The 17,736-nt window shown below is 57.9% G+C and carries 17 protein-coding genes; 5 read left to right on the top strand and 12 right to left on the bottom strand.

The annotated features are described in order from the left end of the window. Positions 1 to 79: 79 nt before the first annotated feature. The 6 genes from FKG94_RS24080 to typA all read right to left on the bottom strand — a co-directional run bounded on the left by FKG94_RS24080 (position 80) and on the right by typA (position 5,247). Complete coding sequence (locus FKG94_RS24080) at positions 80 to 481, bottom strand: DUF5713 family protein (RefSeq protein WP_218943630.1); 402 nt, start codon at positions 479 to 481, stop codon at positions 80 to 82. A 144-nt stretch (positions 482 to 625) separates the two neighbouring features. Beyond that, positions 626 to 1,120 (bottom strand): macro domain-containing protein, encoded by a 495-nt coding sequence (locus FKG94_RS24085; RefSeq protein WP_142929509.1) that lies wholly within the window; start codon positions 1,118 to 1,120, stop codon positions 626 to 628. Between the two features lie 104 nt (positions 1,121 to 1,224). Next, a complete protein-coding gene (locus FKG94_RS24090; protein ID WP_142929510.1) occupies positions 1,225 to 1,569 on the bottom strand; it encodes a hypothetical protein in 345 nt (114 codons plus the stop codon). Between the two features lie 50 nt (positions 1,570 to 1,619). Then, positions 1,620 to 2,600, bottom strand: a complete 981-nt coding sequence (locus tag FKG94_RS24095) for an MBL fold metallo-hydrolase (protein ID WP_218943631.1) — start codon at positions 2,598 to 2,600, stop codon at positions 1,620 to 1,622. Positions 2,601 to 2,738: 138 nt separating this feature from the next. Further along, positions 2,739 to 3,371 carry an HD domain-containing protein gene (locus tag FKG94_RS24100; RefSeq protein WP_218943632.1) on the bottom strand — a complete coding sequence of 211 codons (633 nt, stop codon included), beginning with the start codon at positions 3,369 to 3,371 and terminating at the stop codon, positions 2,739 to 2,741. Positions 3,372 to 3,438: 67 nt separating this feature from the next. Beyond that, positions 3,439 to 5,247, bottom strand: a complete 1,809-nt coding sequence (gene typA, locus FKG94_RS24105) for a translational GTPase TypA (RefSeq protein ID WP_179957794.1) — start codon at positions 5,245 to 5,247, stop codon at positions 3,439 to 3,441. 297 nt (positions 5,248 to 5,544) lie between these two features. On the opposite strand from typA, the gene FKG94_RS24110 reads away from it, so the two are divergent. Continuing rightward, a complete protein-coding gene (locus FKG94_RS24110) occupies positions 5,545 to 5,802 on the top strand; it encodes a DUF4404 family protein (RefSeq protein ID WP_142929512.1) in 258 nt (85 codons plus the stop codon). Between the two features lie 100 nt (positions 5,803 to 5,902). On the opposite strand, the gene FKG94_RS24115 is transcribed toward FKG94_RS24110, so the two are convergent. The 5 genes from FKG94_RS24115 to thiI form a co-directional block, all read right to left on the bottom strand. Next, a complete protein-coding gene (locus FKG94_RS24115) occupies positions 5,903 to 6,385 on the bottom strand; it encodes a methylated-DNA--[protein]-cysteine S-methyltransferase (protein ID WP_142929513.1) in 483 nt (160 codons plus the stop codon). Positions 6,386 to 6,524: 139 nt separating this feature from the next. Continuing rightward, positions 6,525 to 8,006, bottom strand: a complete 1,482-nt coding sequence (locus tag FKG94_RS24120; RefSeq protein ID WP_142929514.1) for a DNA-3-methyladenine glycosylase 2 family protein — start codon at positions 8,004 to 8,006, stop codon at positions 6,525 to 6,527. A gap of 101 nt (positions 8,007 to 8,107) precedes the next feature. Next, a complete protein-coding gene (locus FKG94_RS24125; protein ID WP_142929515.1) occupies positions 8,108 to 8,761 on the bottom strand; it encodes a DUF4124 domain-containing protein in 654 nt (217 codons plus the stop codon). A gap of 224 nt (positions 8,762 to 8,985) precedes the next feature. Then, positions 8,986 to 9,447 (bottom strand): hypothetical protein, encoded by a 462-nt coding sequence (locus FKG94_RS24130; RefSeq protein ID WP_142929516.1) that lies wholly within the window; start codon positions 9,445 to 9,447, stop codon positions 8,986 to 8,988. Between the two features lie 16 nt (positions 9,448 to 9,463). Then, positions 9,464 to 10,939 (bottom strand): tRNA uracil 4-sulfurtransferase ThiI, encoded by a 1,476-nt coding sequence (gene thiI, locus FKG94_RS24135; protein ID WP_142929517.1) that lies wholly within the window; start codon positions 10,937 to 10,939, stop codon positions 9,464 to 9,466. Positions 10,940 to 11,385: 446 nt separating this feature from the next. On the opposite strand from thiI, the gene glnA reads away from it, so the two are divergent. Continuing rightward, positions 11,386 to 12,792: a glutamate--ammonia ligase gene (gene glnA / locus FKG94_RS24140; RefSeq protein ID WP_142929518.1), complete on the top strand. Its 1,407-nt coding sequence runs from the start codon at positions 11,386 to 11,388 to the stop codon at positions 12,790 to 12,792. Positions 12,793 to 12,896: 104 nt separating this feature from the next. Here glnA and FKG94_RS24145 read toward each other — a convergent pair whose 3' ends face one another. After that, positions 12,897 to 14,093 (bottom strand): GAF domain-containing sensor histidine kinase, encoded by a 1,197-nt coding sequence (locus tag FKG94_RS24145; RefSeq protein WP_142929519.1) that lies wholly within the window; start codon positions 14,091 to 14,093, stop codon positions 12,897 to 12,899. Positions 14,094 to 14,185: 92 nt separating this feature from the next. Between FKG94_RS24145 and FKG94_RS24150 the strand changes: the two genes are divergently transcribed. From FKG94_RS24150 to glnG, 3 genes are all read left to right on the top strand, one after another. Beyond that, positions 14,186 to 14,746, top strand: a complete 561-nt coding sequence (locus FKG94_RS24150) for a DUF4124 domain-containing protein (RefSeq protein ID WP_142929520.1) — start codon at positions 14,186 to 14,188, stop codon at positions 14,744 to 14,746. 301 nt (positions 14,747 to 15,047) lie between these two features. Further along, positions 15,048 to 16,133, top strand: coding sequence for a nitrogen regulation protein NR(II) (gene glnL / locus FKG94_RS24155; RefSeq protein ID WP_142929521.1), 1,086 nt, complete (start codon positions 15,048 to 15,050; stop codon positions 16,131 to 16,133). Then, positions 16,126 to 17,544 carry a nitrogen regulation protein NR(I) gene (glnG, locus tag FKG94_RS24160; protein ID WP_142929522.1) on the top strand — a complete coding sequence of 473 codons (1,419 nt, stop codon included), beginning with the start codon at positions 16,126 to 16,128 and terminating at the stop codon, positions 17,542 to 17,544. Before glnL ends, glnG begins: the two co-directional genes overlap by 8 nt. Positions 17,545 to 17,736 lie beyond the last annotated feature (192 nt).

Raw genomic sequence — 17,736 nt, forward strand, 5'->3', positions numbered from 1 at the left:
CTGCACGTAATGTTATTTTCTCTGCTGCAATTATCTGCATTGCGCCACCAGCAAAACCTTATCTGTGATTGTTATGGAGTTACCAGTTACGTGGCGCAATGGCCTCTTCAAGATCGAGGTCATATCCGTATGCCTTCAGAATAAACTCTATGTCCATACCTATATTCTCTCTTGCGGCTGTTTCGATCTCGCTCCCTTGCGCCTCAAACTCCAAGGCCAGCCTATTAAACTTTTCTGTTGCAGTGTGAGTTAGTTTGTACACCTCTGCAGGGGAAACGGGTCTCTTCTTCTCGATTTCAAGACAAAGCTCAAGAAGAATACCTCGGCCTTTATCAACTAGATTATTGGGAAAATATCCATCCCGGTACATTTCATCGAGAAATTTATAAGAACTAATTTTCTCGTTAGCAACTCTCACATTAGCGTTATCACACCCTATAAATATAAAGACCAGAGGAATTAAAATTATAAGTCTGTTCATCAGCACTGCCTCACATAACACCCTAATAACCGACAACCGATGCACAGCAGAATATCAAGTTGCGATGTCCGGTCAAGCGACTTGAAGCCGTTTAAGGCCCAACGGGCTATACCATATAATCTTTGCAGCACTTTCTCACTTGATCTAAGTCAGGTTAACTTCGCTTGCCTGCTTACCCGCATGATAGTCGGTGTATAAATAAACGGGTATATCCATTTCACCCAATACGCCCTCAATGACCGGAAGTACATCATCCCAGATCAACCCCCCAACGCCGGTAGCCAGCTTAGGCAAGGCAACGGATTTGAAGTTTTCTTTTTGAATAATTTTCTTTAACGCTTTCAAGCTATCTCGAACATGCTTTAGCGTTGCCTTTCCAGGCCGTGCGCCTTTACCAAAGCCGCCTTCTTGGGTGATCAGGTTCACTACACGTACACTATCCGCACCGCCCCACAACCAGGCAGTTCCCGCTTTGGGGTGGCTCTGGTGACACCAGTGATGAAAGTCTTTGTGCATAGCAGGATACTTCCGGTGGAGCGAGAGTGCCAAACCCTGACTCATCGGATCGTTGGCGGCTATACCATGCGCGATCACCTGCGCCTGGCTAAGCAAGATATCACCTGAAACTTGATAAATCATATATTTTCCTCACAAATAGTCTAAATTTCTATTTTTTAGGCTGAACCCCCCAATCAAAAGCATGCGCCGGTGTGTTCAGCCAAAGGGCATTCTGACTTAAATTGCTATGAACTACGATACTCACCGATAACGTTGATTTTTCCAACTATATTTCTGTTTAATTCATCCAGATCTCGAGCAGGAATCCACCATTCAGTGTGATGCTCGCCACCCACGCACTCAATTTTATACCTACACATAAAGTCTTTATATACTTCAAATTGGGTGACGTAGCCCACACCGAAATCAGTGATATTCCATTGCGTCAATTCAATAGCGTATCTCTCATTTGTTACTGGATAGAATATAGGTTGTTCCGGGAGGCGGGGGGGCCATTCTTTGTATCCAGACTCCACAACTAAATCCAATTCTTTTTGGCCCACAGGCCTATAACAGATTACAGTTTCCATAATTCGTTAAGGCTCATATAGCTGGCAATTCGACTGTTGCTTGCTTTTAGCTATTGAACAAACCATTTCGCCACGCTACTGAAAAATTTTTGAAATATATTCATTGGCACTATTATAAACTTATCAAACACAATTTTTTTGGGTTTATCTAAATTTTTTAGCTGTGAATTCAAAGCCACAAGATCCTCTATTTGTAGTGCGAGGCCGGCTTCATTTGGCTGATACACCGTTCCTATTGGGTAGTATTCCCCCGCCTTTGTTGTCATTTCAATATGTGCACCTAATATAGCGGTTATCTCATGCGCTTTAGAGAATGAAACCAAACGCGCAATACTTTTTTTGTACGCTTGCCAATCTCTAACGTATATATAACCAGGGTAAAGCGTATCCCCGGTAAGCAACCATTTCGTTTTTGAATCGTAAACCGCAATCGCGTCTTCTTGATGGCCCGGCGTTGGAATGATTGTCAGCTTTCGAGCACCCAAATCAATCTGCGCCTCATCATCGGGCCACTTGCTAAAGCCAAAAAAATGCTGCACAGCAGCACCCGTTGGTTCTACCACCGTGATATGAGGTTTCCCCTCAAACTGAGAGTCACCGGCATAGTGGTCGCTATGGCTGTGGGAATGAATAACTAACAGGGCTCTCTCAATTGTCTCTCCTCGTTGTGCATGCTCCCCGATCAATGACTCCACCGTTTTATACAGTGGAAAATCCAATGCACTTTCGGTGGCACCGGTATCCAAAACAAGCGCCTTGTCCTCGCCAAATAATACATAGATAAAAGGCGCTTCAAAGCTAAGGCACTTATTTTGACGAAGTACATAGCTCGAATGGTCGTAACGAAACACTTCAATTGCCGGATCTGCATTTGACTTGCAATCAATGGCGCCATGAATCCATTTCTTTTTATGCAGCACTGACGTCAAAGGTATTGGTTGTTCATTCGAGTTAGCTCTGGCATCCACCGTCGGGACAGTGCTACAACCCCCTAATAAAAGAAAAAAGCCCACCGTCGATAGGATTCTCACTGGTCCCCCTGGAAATAGCTAATGCCCTGCAAACGAGCGCACGAAGCAACGTGGTGCACTTCCCACGGAGGCCGCGCTTTTTGGGGCCATGGAAAACTGAGCAACTTGTATGACTCAATCTCTAAATTTCCCACCTTTTCACAACTCCCGCTTCAACTGTGCAATATACAAGTGCATAAAACCAATGCGGTTGGCAGCCTCACGCCGGGCCGCACCGGTATGCAATGTCTCGGCAATGGGAAATAGTTTTTGGTAAAAGTGATCGATACAGAACTCGCTGTCATCGGGCTGGCGCTGCTCGCAGAAAGGGTCGCTCAGGTGGTAGAGAGGGTTACCCAAAGCGCCCCCAACCAAACAACAGCGGGCCACGCCGATGGCACCCAACGCATCAATGCGGTCGGCATCCTGCACCACCCGGGCCTCAAGTGTCTCGGGGGCGATTCCGGCACTGTGGCTATGGGCCTCGATGGCATGCCGGATCGGTGCCAGCAGCGCATCCTCGCAGCCCAACCGGCGCAGCAAATCCACAGCTGTGGCGGCCGCCTGTTGCGAAGCCGTATTTTTGTCGGGGGCATCCTTGGGCAGGGTGACACAATCGTGCAGCCAGGCGGCCGGTATCACGACGGCCAGATCGGCATGTTCTTGCAGCGCGAATCTTTTAGCATTGCCCACCACCCGCAGGGTGTGGCTGAGGTCGTGGGCCGGATCGGTGGCCGCAAGACCCGACACGAATTCGAACAGGGAGGACTCCAATTGATCCGGTGTTATCACAGCACTACCACATGGCCGGGCGACCTCTACAGTTTAGGCGCCTATCGCTGCGGTGTTAATAGTTAGCTCATTTTTTCGCGCGCTTGCGCTCGGTCTCCGTCAACAGCTTCTTGCGCAGGCGGATGCTCTGCGGGGTCACCTCGACCAGTTCGTCGTCTTCGATAAACTCCAGCGCCTGCTCGAGGGAGTGCCTGATCGGCGGGGTCAGGGTCAGGGCCTCGTCGGTGCCCGAGGCCCGTACATTGGTCAGTTGCTTGCCCTTGGTGGGATTTACCGCAAGATCGTTGTTGCGCGAGTGCAGCCCGACAATCTGGCCCTCGTAGACATCGACCGCGTGACCGACAAACAGCCGGCCCCGGTCCTGCAGGTTAAACAACGAATAAGCCAGGGTCTTACCCTTTACCATGGAGACCAGCACGCCGTTCTGGCGCGAGGTCACCTCGCCCTGTTTGACTTCGCCGTAGTGATCGAAGATGCTGGTCATAATGCCCGAGCCGGAGGTGAGCGTCAGGAAAGTGCCGCGAAAACCGATCAGGCCCCGCGAAGGCACTACGAACTCCAGCTTCACCCGACCCTTACCGTCGGGTTCCATATTGGTCAGTTCTGCTTTGCGCAGCCCCAGCTCTTCCATGACCGCGCCCTGGTGCTGCTCCTCGACGTCGATCACCACCTGCTCGAAGGGTTCCTGAATAACGCCGTCCACTTCTTTCTGGATTACCTCGGGGCGCGACACCCCCATTTCAAACCCCTCCCGGCGCATGGTCTCGATCAGCACCGACAGATGCAGTTCGCCGCGACCGGACACGATAAACTTGTCGGCGCTGTCACCCTGCTCGACCCGCAACGCCACATTGTGAATCAACTCCTGCTCCAGACGCTCCTTGATATTGCGGGAGGTGACGTACTTACCCTCTTTGCCGGCAAACGGTGAGTCGTTGACCTGGAACGTCATACTCACTGTCGGCTCGTCCACCGACAGCGGCGGCAGCGCTTCGACAGCGTCCGGAGCGCACAGCGTATCGGAAATATTGAGCCCCTCGATACCGGTAATACAGACAATATCGCCCGCCTCGGCCCGCTGCACATCCACCCGCTCCAACCCCAGATGCCCCATTACTTGCAACACTTTGCCCTTGCGCTGGCTGCCGTCGGCGCTGGCGATCACGACCTGGGTATTGGGGGCGACACTGCCGCGGGTAACCCGCCCGACACCGATCACCCCCACGTAGCTGCTGTAGTCGAGGGCGCTGATCTGCATCTGAAACGGGCCGTCGCGATCCACCGCCGGCGGCTCGACTTTCTCAGTAATCATCTCGAACAACGGCGTCATATCGGCCGCCAGATGATCGACCTCGAGCCCCGCCACGCCGTTGATTGCCGAGGCAAAAATAATGGGAAAATCCAGTTGTTCGTCGGTAGCGCCCAGGCGGTCGAACAGATCGAACACCTGATCGACCACCCAGTCCGGGCGCGCGCCGGGGCGATCGACTTTGTTGACCACCAGGATCGGATGCAGGCCCTGTTCGAACGCCTTGGCGGTGACAAAACGGGTCTGGGGCATGGGGCCGTCGACGGCGTCCACCAGCAGCAGCACCGAGTCCACCATCGACAGCACCCGCTCGACTTCGCCGCCGAAGTCGGCATGTCCCGGGGTGTCGACGATATTGATATGGAAGTCATTCCACTCGATGGCGGTATTTTTCGCGAGAATGGTAATCCCGCGTTCTTTTTCCTGGTCGTTGGAGTCCATGATGCGCTCGACGCCCTGATCCTTGCGGTCGAGGGTGCCAGACTGTTGCAACAGCTTGTCGACCAGGGTGGTTTTGCCGTGGTCAACATGGGCGATAATGGCGATATTGCGCAGCTTTTCTAACACATCGGGCCTCTCAGGCAGGGGGACACAGGATTTGAGGGCGCGCATTATAGCGTGGCTGTTGTTACGGGGATAGGTACGGGGATAGGTACGGGGATAGACACGGCGATAGGCACGGGATTGTTAAGGGGACAATGGCAGAGATAGTCACAGGTCGACCGCTCGCGAGGCCGCGGAAAAACCTGATTAAGCGCAAGCTTTGAGCGCCACTTCTGGGCTAGAATTGAGCCTGGCGCCTTGGGTTTCTCTCCACAGGCAGGACTGTAGTGGTTTAAAACAACAGCATCAGGGGACAGCGCTATGCGGGACCAACTCAACGATCTCCTCACCAAGCTCAACCGGGAAATCGACGCCCACGATCAACTCGACGACGAGCAGCGCGAACAGTTGCGGGCTCTGTCAAACCATATCGACGCACTGCTTTACGCCGAAGAGCAGCCCGGCGACAGCGAGCACGAACCGATCCAGGAATCCATTGTTATGCTCGAGGACAAGTTTCCCCGGGTCACTGCGCTGCTCAGGGAAGTGCAACAGGTTTTAATCAACATAGGCGTATAGATACAACGTTTTAAACCAGGAGTTTTAAACCAGGGGTAAGCAGGGGTTTGAAAGCAGCGGTTTCAAACCGGAATACAGGCTGCGCAAGCCGTGCACTCACTCAACACAGGCGCCGCAGGGCGCTTTCATGGTCCAACAGCCACTGCTTGATAGGCACACCGCCGGCAAAACCGGTCAACGAGCCATTGCTGCCGATAACCCGGTGACAGGGGATCACCACCGGCAGCCGATTGCGGCCGTTGGCGGCACCCACCGCCCGCACCGCCTTGGGTTTGCCGATACGTTGCGCCAGGGTTTGATAACTGATGGTTTCGCCGTAGGGAATTGCCTGCAACGCCTCCCATACCTGGCGCTGAAATTCCGTACCCAGTAATGCCAGCGGCAGGTCAAACTGCTTGAGTTCCCCCTTGAAGTAAGCGGCCAGTTGTTTTTTGGCCTCACGCAGCGGTTTCTCCTGTTGCTCCCAATCGGCCTGGATCGGCCGCGGGCGCTCGCCGTCCTGGAACTCGACAAAGTGCAACCCGTCATCGCCACCCGCTATCAAAAGGGGTCCGCAAGGGGTTTCGAGGTAGTCGTAGTGCATAAACCTGGCTCCTTAAATAACTATCGTGATCATGGGTCCGCAGGTCCGCAGGTCCGCAGGTCCGCAGGTCCGCAGGTCCGCAGGTCCGCAGGTCCGCAGGTCCGCAGGTCCGCAGGTCCGCAGGTCCACAGCGGCGAGCTTACGCCAGCGTCTGCCACAGGTACATAACTGCATAGGCGCGCCAGGGCCGCCAGGCCTCGGCCCGCTGCGACAACTCCCTGACACCGGCCTGCGGCTCGACTCGCTGCAGCGCTTTCAACAACCCCAGGTCCCCTTCGGGAAACGCGTCCGGCTCACTCAGTCCGCGCATGGCGATATAGTGCGCGGTCCAGGGACCGATGCCCGGCAGGGCCTGCAACTGCGCCAGGCAGGTCGCCAGATCCATGCCGCGCTCCAGTTGCAGATCGCCGGCGGCCATGGCGGCCCCTATCTGCTGCAGCGTGCGGATGCGCCGCCCGGTGATCCCAAGACCATTCAGGTCGGCCTGCGCCAATTGTGAAGGTGTCGGAAACGCATGGGTCAGGCCGACATCACTGGCGGCGTCGGCAGCCAGCGGTTGTCCGCAGCGCTCGACAATACGCGCCGCAAAGGTGCGTGCCGCCTTTACCGAGACCTGCTGTCCCAGCACGGCCCGCACCACCAGTTCAAACGGCTCCCAGGCGCCGGGCAGGCGCAGCCCCGGTACGGCGGCCACAGTCTCTGCCAGCAGCGGGTCCTGTGCCAGCACCTCGGCGACGGCGGCTGGGCTGGCATCCAGGTCGAACAACAGGCGCACCCTGTTCACCACCTGGGTCAACAGCGCACTGTCGATACCCTCTATGGCCAGTTGCAGGCAGTGTTTGCCGGGCACCTGGCTGACGGCGATCGTGCCCAGGCTCGTCCCCACTCTGATCACTCGCCGGTAACTGTCATCATCCACCGATTCCACCCCGGGAATGGCCCGGGTAGTGAAAAAATCCAGCAGTTGCCGCCAGGCATAGGGCGGCCGGTAGTGCAGCAACAGCCGCAAACCAGCCTGCGCCCGCGGGCCGGCCTGGGCACGGCGATAGTCTCCCGGCGTCATCTCAAACGCCCGGCGAAACCCGGTGTTGAATTGGCGCACACTCTTAAAACCCGCCGCCAGTGCCAATTCACCGATCGGCAGCCTGGTTTCGCGCAACAGTTGCCGCGCAAAAGCCAGCCGCTGGGTGGTCGCGACCACTTTCGGCGCCGCGCCCAAATGGCGGGCAAACAGACGTCGCAGGTGCCTGTCGGTAATCCCCAGGCGTTGTGCCAGGGCCTCAGTGGAGTTGTCGTTGAGGGCCCCGGCCCGAATCAGCTTTAAGGCGCGCCTGACGCAGGCTTCAGTGCCACTCCAGGCAGCACTGTCCGGCGCCACCTCGGGGCGGCAGCGCAGGCAGGGACGCAGGCCCGCCGCCGCAGCCGCGGCGGCGGAGTGAAAATACACCACATTGCGGGCCTTGGGGGCCGGCGCCGGACAGATCGGCCGGCAGTAGATACCGGTGGACAACACACCGGTGAAAAAGCGCCCGTCGAAGCGCGGGTCGCGCGACAATCGCGCCCGCTCGTACTGCGCGATCTGGTCGGCGTCGTGGATGGGGGGTTCCGGTGCGGCAGACATAGCGATATCCCTGAAAAATCGGGGTTATCTTACCGCCTGTCCGGGCATAATACTCGCCGTTTCCGGACCTGTTTAGCCGCCTACCGGCGGCGCAATCGCAGCTAGCGTATCAGTTGGCGCGACAGTATCGGCTTGGCAGGTTCGCAGTTTTGGCGGCACACCGGCCGGCGCCCGGCGCTGTCAAAGCCCACGGGTTTGATATGGCCGTAGCGTTGTTGTAGAGAGTTGCGTTGTTGTAGAGAGTTGCGTTGTTGGTGAGAAGCGTTGCGCTGGCGGGCGGCAGCATGCTGTTTGCGCTGGTGGGGATACTTATACTTCTCCGGTATCCGGGGCTTGAGCCGGCAGTGCCCGCCGCTGCAGCGGACCCGCCGCTGGTAGCGCGCCGGCAAATAGCTATAGCTCACCGGTGTATACAACAGCGGCACCTCGGTCGATACCGCGTCGGCTGCCGCCGAACCACCGCCGTCGGGATTCAACAAAATGGCTGTGGGCTGTGACTTGACCTTGGTACGCTGCAACTGCGGGGGGAAATTCTCCAGCCCGTCGCTGGACAGCAGATTGAGTTCGGGCAGCGCCTTCATCTGCTCAACCACCCGGTCGACCGGCGCGGTGTCACTGTAATGGGTGCGTCCTTTCTCATCCACCCATTTGAACACCGGCTGAGCCTGGGCAAGCGCTGCCAGCGCCAGGCCGGCCAACAGTGCAATACCACGTCCAAGCCCCGGACCCGGTGCTATCAAACTTGTGTTTTGCATCGCTTTACCCCCTTGGCGCCGCTACTTAGGATTCTGATCCCGCCGCGCTCTGTGAGTTCAACCGGGGCCGGGTCGCTCAGTCTGAGCCGCTGGGGCCCAGTCGCTTAAGCCACTTCACTTGAGCCGCACAATTTAAACCACACCAGTCAAACCAAATCACTCGCCCAGTAGTGACTGAAACCCGGCCCGCTTAGCTTGTGCCACTGCTCGAGCCAGCACAGCGGTTACAGAGGCCACCCAAACACGCCCCCCTCCTCGCGCTGAATCGCCTTGGTTTTTTGCTCCTTATCCTCCGCTATGCTGAATTGCGCCACTGTGGCGCGCTCACCGCGGGTGAGACAGTTGACGTGGAAAGACTTAGTCACGCCCTTACGATCCCCACTGTCGTACAACTCGGCGATAAAGAAGACCTTGTAGCGCTTGTCCATACTATCAAAACGCGTCGAGTGTGTATCGACAGCCAGCGCCTTGATACGGCTACCCAACTCTGCGCGGGCATATTTTTCGCACTCCACCTGCGCATCCGTCAAGGTCACCGTCTGGTAGCCCAGTCCCGGCTCGTCGCCCGAGGCGGTAGCGCTCGTCAGTGAACCGCTGAAATATAGAGTGGCACCACTGGAGACAAGCAGGATACCGAGCACGGCGGCGACCAGGAAGATCGTTTCAGTTCGCGTTGATTTTGCCATTGGATCTGCTCAGCCTCTAGTTGCCGGCTCCGGGTCGGTATACGCCCACATTATCAAAGCCCTCTTCGCGCAGGTGCGCGGCGTGCAATTGACTCATGACGCCTCTATCACAGTATAGTAAATACTCACGCCGGGTACTGAGGTCGGGAAATACCGTGTTCAGCCGGTAAAACGGCACCTTTTCCACCGCCGCCCCGTCGATCCTGAGCGGCTTGAGTTCTTCTTCGTCAGGATGGCGGATATCGATAACCACGGTATCGCCCCGGCTGCGGGCAGCCAGGTCCGTCACCACCTCGATGTCAACGCCTCTCGAGAGGTCATCGACCACCTGATCGATAGTTTTAATGTTGCGCTGCGCCAGTGCCGCCTCCAATACGGCGAAGTCAAACCTGGACTCCTCCTGCTCGATCCGATCGCGCCGGGCGCGGGTTGTCGGTCTGGCCGAAATAACACCACAGTACTCCGGCATATTGGCAGCAAATTCTTCGGTGCCGATCTGCCGCGCGATGGTGATAATGTCATTTTTGTCGGTGGCTATCAGCGGGCGCAGTACCAGCGTGTCGGTAACGCTGTCGATAACACTGAGGTTGGGCAGCGTCTGGCTCGATACCTGGGCAATCGCCTCACCGGTAACCAGCGCCCCCACCCCCATCTCCCGAGCCATGCGGCTGGCGGCGCGCAGCATCATCCGTTTCAGCACCACCCCCATCTGGGCATTGTCCACCTGCTGTAAGATTTCGCCGACAACGCCCTCGAAAGGTATGGTCACAAATTTCACCCGATGGGAGGCGCCAAACTTGCGCCAGAGGTAGAACGCCACCTCCTTGACCCCGACTTCGTGGGCCCGACCGCCGATATTGAAAAAACAAAAATGGGTGCGAATGCCCCGCTTCATCATCAGGTAGCTGGCGACGGTGGAGTCGAAACCGCCGGACACCAGCGACAGCACCGGCTCCTGGGTACCCAGGGGAAAACCGCCGAGACCGGGCCGCTGGCGCCGCACCACATAGAGCCGGTCGTCGCGAATCTCCAGCCTCACGACAATATCGGGGTTTTTGAGCTTGACGCCCGCGGCCCGGGTCTGCTCCCTGAGACCACCACCGATGTAGCGCTCCACATCGATCGAGGAAAATTCGTGGCGGCCGTTGCGCTTGACCCGCACGGAGAACGTCTTATGCGCCAGCGCCTCCCCCCAGACCGCCATGGTCTTGGCGAGAATATCCTCCATATCCCCCAGTGGATGCACCTCGACCCGGGCAAAATTGGCAATACCCGGGGTGTGAGAAAGAACGTCCTCTACCTGCCCGCAGAGGTCGTTATCGGCCCGCTCGGTACTGATCTCGATTTTCTCCCAGTCCCGCTGCACCCTGATGCCCGGGTCCAGGGGCCGCAGTAAATGGCGCAGATTATCGCGTAACTGTTTAGTGAACCGCCGGCGCACCGGCGCACTTTTGATAGTAATTTCCGGAAATAATTTGACGATGAAGTGCATAAAAAGGTCTGATCTTGTGCTCGTACAGCCCGCCGGGGGATGGCCCCGGGCGGCCCCGGCAGCAAAAACGCCGGGATCGTGAATTAGAGTTGTGCAGTATATTCTCTTCTGCCGGGGGCGCGATTATAATGCACGCTCGCAATTTGCACACAAATTCGACACAGATCTTGCCTGCTCTCCGGTTACAACCTCTGTCTGCTTTTTTTTGGTGCATGCAGCCCTGCAAAGCCCTGTTTTGGTGCGCGCCTTTGGTGCACCTCGCCGCGGACCGCAGTCGGCAGTTAGCGAAACCCTTGCTTTATCAAGCGAGTTTAGTAAGCACGAGGGCATAGCGGTAAGTGGCACATATTTTGCCCCTACTGATAGCTCTAAGTTGTTAACGCTGAGTTCTGAACACTCTAGATTCAATAACCCATATTTTGTCCCGGCCACTGTGGAGGACCGCAATGTCAGAGAAGACTCTGAACCTGATAAAAGAAAGTGAAGCCCGCTGGGTGGACCTGCGATTTACCGACACCAAGGGTAAGGAGCAGCACGTCTCTATTCCCATCTCTGAAGTCAGCGAGGACTTCTTCGAAGAAGGCAAGATGTTCGATGGCTCTTCCATCGCCGGCTGGAAAGGTATTAACGAATCGGACATGATCCTGATGCCCGACGACAGCACTGCCGTACTCGACCCTTTTACCGACGAGCCGACCGTCATTCTGCGCTGCGACATCGTCGAACCGGCCACCGGCCAGGGCTACGAGCGCGACCCCCGCTCCATCGCCGAACGCGCCGAGGAATACCTGAAGGCCTCGGGTCTGGGCGATGCCGCCTATTTTGGCCCGGAGCCTGAGTTTTTCGTCTTCGACGACATCAAGTGGGGCTCGGATATGTCCGGCGCCTTTTACAAGATCAACTCTGAAGAAGCCGCCTGGGCCTCAGAGCACAGCTTTGACGACGGCAATATGGGTCACCGCCCCGGCGTCAAAGGCGGCTACTTTCCGGTGCCCCCGGTAGACTCCCTGCACGACATCCGCGCCGCCATGTGTGCGGCCATGGAGCAAATGGGGCTGGACGTGGAAGTGCACCACCACGAAGTGGGCACCGCCGGCCAGTGTGAGATCGGGGTCAAGTTCAACACCCTGGTGAAAAAAGCCGACGAGGTGCAAATCCTCAAATATTGCGTCCACAATGTGGCCCATGCCTACGGCAAAACCGCGACGTTTATGCCCAAGCCCCTGGTCGGTGACAACGGCAACGGCATGCACTGCCACCAGTCGTTCTGGAAAGACGGTGAAAACCAGTTCGCCGGCGACGGTTACTCGGGACTGTCGGAAACCGCACTCCACTACGTCGGCGGTATCATCAAGCACGCCAAGGCCATCAATGCGTTTTCCAACGCCTCCACCAACTCCTACAAGCGCCTGATTCCGGGCTTCGAAGCGCCGGTGATGCTGGCCTACTCGGCCCGCAACCGCTCCGCCTCCATTCGCATACCCTACGTCTCGTCACCCAAGGGCAAGCGGATCGAGGTGCGTTTCGGCGATCCCACCGCCAATCCTTACCTGATGTTTGCCGCCATGTTGATGGCCGGTATCGACGGTGTCAAAAACAAGCTTCACCCCGGCGATGCCGCCGACAAGGACCTCTACGACCTGCCGGCAGAGGAAGCGGCGGAAATCCCGCAGGTCTCCGGCAGCCTGCGCGAGGCGCTGGCGGCACTGGATGAGGACCGCGCCTTCCTGACCGCCGGCGGCGTTTTCAGCGACGATATGATCGACGCCTATATCGCGCTGAAAATGGATGAAGTCTATGCGGTAGAGCACACCACTCACCCGATTGAGTTCGACCTGTACTACTCCGTGTAAGCGCCGCTCACCCGGCGACAAAAAACCCGATGCGGCTCCCGCATCGGGTTTTTTATGTCGGGTGGCAACACTGCATCTCTGCGGAACCGGCCGCCGGGCAATGTTTACGCTTTGTCAGGCAAAGTGAAATAAAAGCTCGAACCGACCCCCGGCTCCGACTCCACCTCCATTTCGCCGCCGTGGCGGGTCACGATCTCATGGCACAGGATGATGCCGAGACCCGTGCCTTTTTCGCCTGCCGTGCCGGGGGTGGAGGCATAGTTGTCAATGTCGAACAGCCGCGCCTGCCGGGCGGCCGGGATACCGAGACCTCTATCGCTGACGGCGACGCGCGCGGCAGCGTCGTCTCTTTCACACGCCACGGTTACCTCGCCGCCGCTGCTGGAGAATTTAATGCCGTTGAGCACCAGGTTGTAGAGCAGCGACTGCAACAGCGGCGGATCGGCATAAACCGGTGTGCCCGTTTTTACCAGTGAGCGCAGCGCGACACCTTTTTCCACCGATTGTTGATCCAGCAAGGCGAACACCCGCTCGACGGCGACGTTGAGATCGACGTCCTCAGGGGTGTAAACCATACCGCCAAGCTGAAACCGGGACCAGTCCAGCAGGTTGGCCAACAGGTCGTGGGCCTGGGTGGAAGCGCGGTGCAGGCCATCGACAATCGCGACGATTTTCGCCGGCGCCAAGGTGGCGGCCTGGGCTTGCAGCCGCTCGGTAAAGCCGAGCAACACATTGAACGGGCTCTTCAAATCGTGGGCCAGCAACGAAAAGAAGCGGTCCTTGCGGGCGTTTATATCCTGCATCTGCATGGCGTAGAGGCGCAGCTCAAGCTGACTGACCACCTGTCGCGACAGCGCCTGCAGGGCGCTGTACTGCCCCGGTTCGAAATCGCGGGGCTCGCGGTCAATAACACACAGGGTACCCAGCGCATAGCCGTCACTGGTAATCAAGGGCGCGCCCGCGTAAAAGCGAATGTCCGGTGCCGAGGTGACCAGCGGGTTATCGTGAAACCGTTTGTCTTTGCGGGCATCGGGCACCACAAACACTTCATCATGCAAGATAGCGTGGGTACAAAATGCCACATCCCGATGGGTCTCCTCGGCGTCCAGACCCACTTTCGCTTTAAACCACTGCCGCTCGCCGTCCACCAGGCTGATCAGGGCGATCGGCGTGCCGTAAATATGGGCGGCGATTTCCACCAGATCGTCGTAGGCCGTCTCCGCTTCGGTGTCCAGTATGTTGTAGCGAAGCAGTGCTTCCAGCCGCCGCGGCTCATCCGGCGACATCGGTGCGACGAACATGACACACTCCTTTGGTTTTGCGCGGCGAAAAGTATAGACTTTATCCTCAACTCAACTCCAGCCTGGCTGCGAGTGACCCAACGGAGCTCTCCATGCGTTATTCCATGCGTTATATTGTGCTTGCAGTGCTGTCATGGTTGCCGTTACCCGGCCAGGCACAGGTCTATAAAACCGTAGACGAAAACGGCAATGTGGTCTACACCGACAACCCCAGAGCGGTGGAGGGCGAGCAGCCGAAACCCGTCAAACTGCCCGCCATTAACACGCAACCACCACCTGCGGTGATCCCGCGTACCGGGGCCGGGACGGGCGATGCGGAGGATGAGTCACAACTGCCGACCCGCTACCAATTGTCGGTTAGCAGCCCGACGGACGGTACCTTCGTGCCGCCGGGCCAGCGCGATCTCACCGTCACCGCCACCCTGGAGCCGCCGCTGTCATCGGAACATCGCCTGGAGGTGATGCTCAATGGCAAAACCGTCGCGCAGGAGGCCGCCGCCACCATCACCCTGAAGGAGATCACCCGTGGCAGCCACAGCCTGCAGGTGCGGGTAGTAAACAGACAGGGCAAGGTGCTGGGCATTTCAAAGCCGGTCACGGTCCATGTGCGGCGGGCCACGGTGGCCAAACCTGCCGGTAAGGGCAAAAAGTAGCAACAGCCGCAGCTCTCATCAGCACGCCGCCCGGGAAGCCGCGGCGGGTGGCTCCAAAAGCCAGTAGAGAAAAGTCTCGATTTAATGCACCAACACCATGCATGCACAAAAATGGTGCAGCCGTTTGCACCGCTGCGTAGAATAATCCTCTCCAGATCACAGTTATAGGTCGTCCGGCAGGTTGGTTTGGTTTTTGCAGACTTCCCGCAAGATGCCCGGCCCGATTGGTGCCAGCTTTAATTCCCGAGATTTTACTCTCGAGACCTCGGCACGACTAAACTCGAGACCCCGGAACCCGGCTATGGCCAGCGACGCCAATTTCAAACAGCTTCTCGACAGCCTCAATACCGCCGTGCTGGTGGTCGATGGCGGGCTGTGCCTGCGCCATTTGAACTCGGCGGCGGAGATGTTGCTGGAGGTGAGCAGCGCCCAGGTGACCGGCACCCCGATAGAACGCAGCTTCTACGAATCGGATGCCGCGCTGGAGACACTGCGGGAGGCCGCCGCGGCAATGCGCACCTACACCAAGCGCCGGACCCAGTGGCAACTTCACAACGGCCACACATTGACCGTTGACTACTCGGTGACCCCCATTTCCGACCAGGGCGGCCTGTTGATAGAGGTACAACCACTTGACCGCCTGCTGCGTATAAGTCGGGAAGAGGCCCTCAGTTCGGCCCAGGAAACCACTCGCAACCTGGTGCGCAGCATGGCTCACGAGATCAAGAACCCCCTCGGTGGCATCCGCGGCGCGGCCCAGTTGCTGGCGCGGGAGCTACCCAATCAGGCACTGGAGGAATACACCCGCATTATCATCGACGAGGCCGACCGGCTGCGCAAACTGGTGGACAAAATGCTGGGACCGCGCCAGCCGTTGCAATGGGAGCCGGTAAATGTGCACGAGGTGCTGGAGCGGGTGGCGACGGTCGTAAATGCGGAATGTGCCGGCAACCTGCGCCTGGAACGGGACTACGACCCCAGTATTCCCGACCTGCCGGGCGACAAGGAGCAACTGATACAAGCGGTATTGAATATCGTGCGCAACGCCCTCCAGGCGCTGCGTGAAGCGGACATGCTGGAAGACGGCTGTATTACGCTGCAAACCCGGGTGCAGCGCCAGTTTACCATCGGTCGCCACCACCATCCGCTGGTGGGGCGGATCACCGTTATCGATAACGGCCCGGGCATTCCCGCCAAGTTGGTGAAAGATATTTTCTACCCGATGATCTCCGGCCGCGCCGAGGGCACCGGCCTGGGACTGGCCATTTCGCAACAACTGGTGAATCAGCACTGCGGCCTGATCGAGTGCGAGAGCCGCCCCGGGTGCACAGCGTTTTCTATTTACCTACCCCTGGAACACTTACAATCGGAACAGCAAGATGCATAAGACCAATCGAGTCTGGATTATCGACGACGACCGCTCCATTCGCTGGGTGTTGGAAAAAGCCCTGCAACAGGCCGGTATCGCCACCAACAGTTTCGAAAACGGCGACAGCGCCCTCACCCAATTGTCCCGGGAGCGTCCCGACGCCATTATCAGCGATATCCGCATGCCCGGTATCGATGGCCTGTCGCTGCTGAACAATATCCAGGTGGACCACCCGTCCATGCCGATCATTATCATGACCGCCCACTCGGACCTGGACAGCGCCGTGGCCGCCTACCAGAGCGGCGCCTTCGAGTATCTGCCGAAGCCCTTCGATGTCGATGAAGCGGTAGCCGTGACCCAACGGGCCCTGGCCCATGCCCAGGAGCAGTTGTCGGATGAGACCGACACGGAAATTCCCGATATGGGCACCGAAATTATCGGCGAAGCACCGGCCATGCAGGAGGTTTTTCGAGCCATCGGCCGACTTTCACAATCCAATATCACGGTGTTGATCAACGGCGAATCGGGTACCGGCAAAGAGCTGGTGGCCCAAGCCCTGCATCGCCACAGCCCACGTCGCCAGGGGCCTTTTATCGCCCTCAATATGGCGGCGATTCCCCGCGACCTGATCGAGTCGGAGCTGTTCGGCCATGAGAAAGGCGCCTTTACCGGCGCCGCCGCCCAACGCCAGGGTCGCTTCGAGCAGGCTGACGGCGGCACCCTGTTTCTCGATGAAATCGGCGATATGCCCGCCGAAACCCAGACTCGGCTGCTGCGGGTGCTGGCCGACGGCGAATTCTATCGGGTCGGCGGCCACACGCCGATCAAAGTGGATGTGCGGATTATCGCCGCCACGCACCAGAACCTGGAGACGCTGGTGGAGGATAACCGTTTTCGCGAGGACCTGTTTCACCGCCTCAACGTCATTCGCATCCATATTCCCAAGCTGAGCGACCGCCGCGAGGACATCCCCAAGCTGGCCCAGCACTTTTTCCACAAAGCCGCCAGCGAACTGGGGGTTGAACCCAAGGTGTTGCTACCGGAGACAGAGACCTATCTGTGCAGTCTCGACTGGCCGGGCAATGTGCGCCAGATCGAAAACACCTGCCGCTGGATCACGGTCATGGCCAGCGGCCGCGAAGTACACATAGAGGACTTGCCGCCGGAACTGATGGATGCCAAGGAGGTGAGTGCGCCCTCCGGTGACTGGGACAAGGCCTTGCGCCACTGGGCCGATCAGGCCCTGTCCCGGGGTCAGCGGGATATTCTCTCCGAAGCGGTACCGGTATTTGAACGCGCGCTGATCGAGACCGCCCTCAAGCACACCGCCGGGCGCAAGCGCGACGCCGCCAACCTGTTGGGCTGGGGGCGCAATACCCTGACGCGCAAATTAAAAGAACTCGGTATGTCCGATAACGGCGACGACTAGTTCCCATAACACCCCTCCGGCACTACGCCCCCGGCGACGGCCCCCTAGCCGACATTGATTTAGCCCCCCAAAATCAATACATTAGGCGGTGCCGTCACGGGGTGCGAAAAAGGTCACATTCTACCCGCCCCGCCGATCCGCTCTCATGGTTAAATCGATCCTGTAGTTACATCGATCCTGTAGTTACATCGA

This window comes from Exilibacterium tricleocarpae, from assembly GCF_007004655.1.
GTDB lineage: Bacteria > Pseudomonadota > Gammaproteobacteria > Pseudomonadales > Cellvibrionaceae > Exilibacterium > Exilibacterium tricleocarpae.

Bases quoted from the DNA above. Each gene is read 5' to 3' on its own strand.
- FKG94_RS24080 (WP_218943630.1), bottom strand. From the start codon at position 481: ATGAACAGACTTATAATTTTAATTCCTCTGGTCTTTATATTTATAGGG.
- FKG94_RS24085 (WP_142929509.1), bottom strand. From the start codon at position 1,120: ATGATTTATCAAGTTTCAGGTGATATCTTGCTTAGCCAGGCGCAGGTG.
- FKG94_RS24090 (WP_142929510.1), bottom strand. From the start codon at position 1,569: ATGGAAACTGTAATCTGTTATAGGCCTGTGGGCCAAAAAGAATTGGAT.
- FKG94_RS24110 (WP_142929512.1), top strand. From the start codon at position 5,545: ATGCGGGACCAACTCAACGATCTCCTCACCAAGCTCAACCGGGAAATC.
- FKG94_RS24115 (WP_142929513.1), bottom strand. From the start codon at position 6,385: ATGCACTACGACTACCTCGAAACCCCTTGCGGACCCCTTTTGATAGCG.
- FKG94_RS24120 (WP_142929514.1), bottom strand. From the start codon at position 8,006: ATGTCTGCCGCACCGGAACCCCCCATCCACGACGCCGACCAGATCGCG.
- FKG94_RS24125 (WP_142929515.1), bottom strand. From the start codon at position 8,761: ATGCAAAACACAAGTTTGATAGCACCGGGTCCGGGGCTTGGACGTGGT.
- FKG94_RS24130 (WP_142929516.1), bottom strand. From the start codon at position 9,447: ATGGCAAAATCAACGCGAACTGAAACGATCTTCCTGGTCGCCGCCGTG.
- thiI (WP_142929517.1), bottom strand. From the start codon at position 10,939: ATGCACTTCATCGTCAAATTATTTCCGGAAATTACTATCAAAAGTGCG.
- glnA (WP_142929518.1), top strand. From the start codon at position 11,386: ATGTCAGAGAAGACTCTGAACCTGATAAAAGAAAGTGAAGCCCGCTGG.
- FKG94_RS24145 (WP_142929519.1), bottom strand. From the start codon at position 14,093: ATGTTCGTCGCACCGATGTCGCCGGATGAGCCGCGGCGGCTGGAAGCA.
- FKG94_RS24150 (WP_142929520.1), top strand. From the start codon at position 14,186: ATGCGTTATTCCATGCGTTATATTGTGCTTGCAGTGCTGTCATGGTTG.
- glnL (WP_142929521.1), top strand. From the start codon at position 15,048: ATGGCCAGCGACGCCAATTTCAAACAGCTTCTCGACAGCCTCAATACC.
- glnG (WP_142929522.1), top strand. From the start codon at position 16,126: ATGCATAAGACCAATCGAGTCTGGATTATCGACGACGACCGCTCCATT.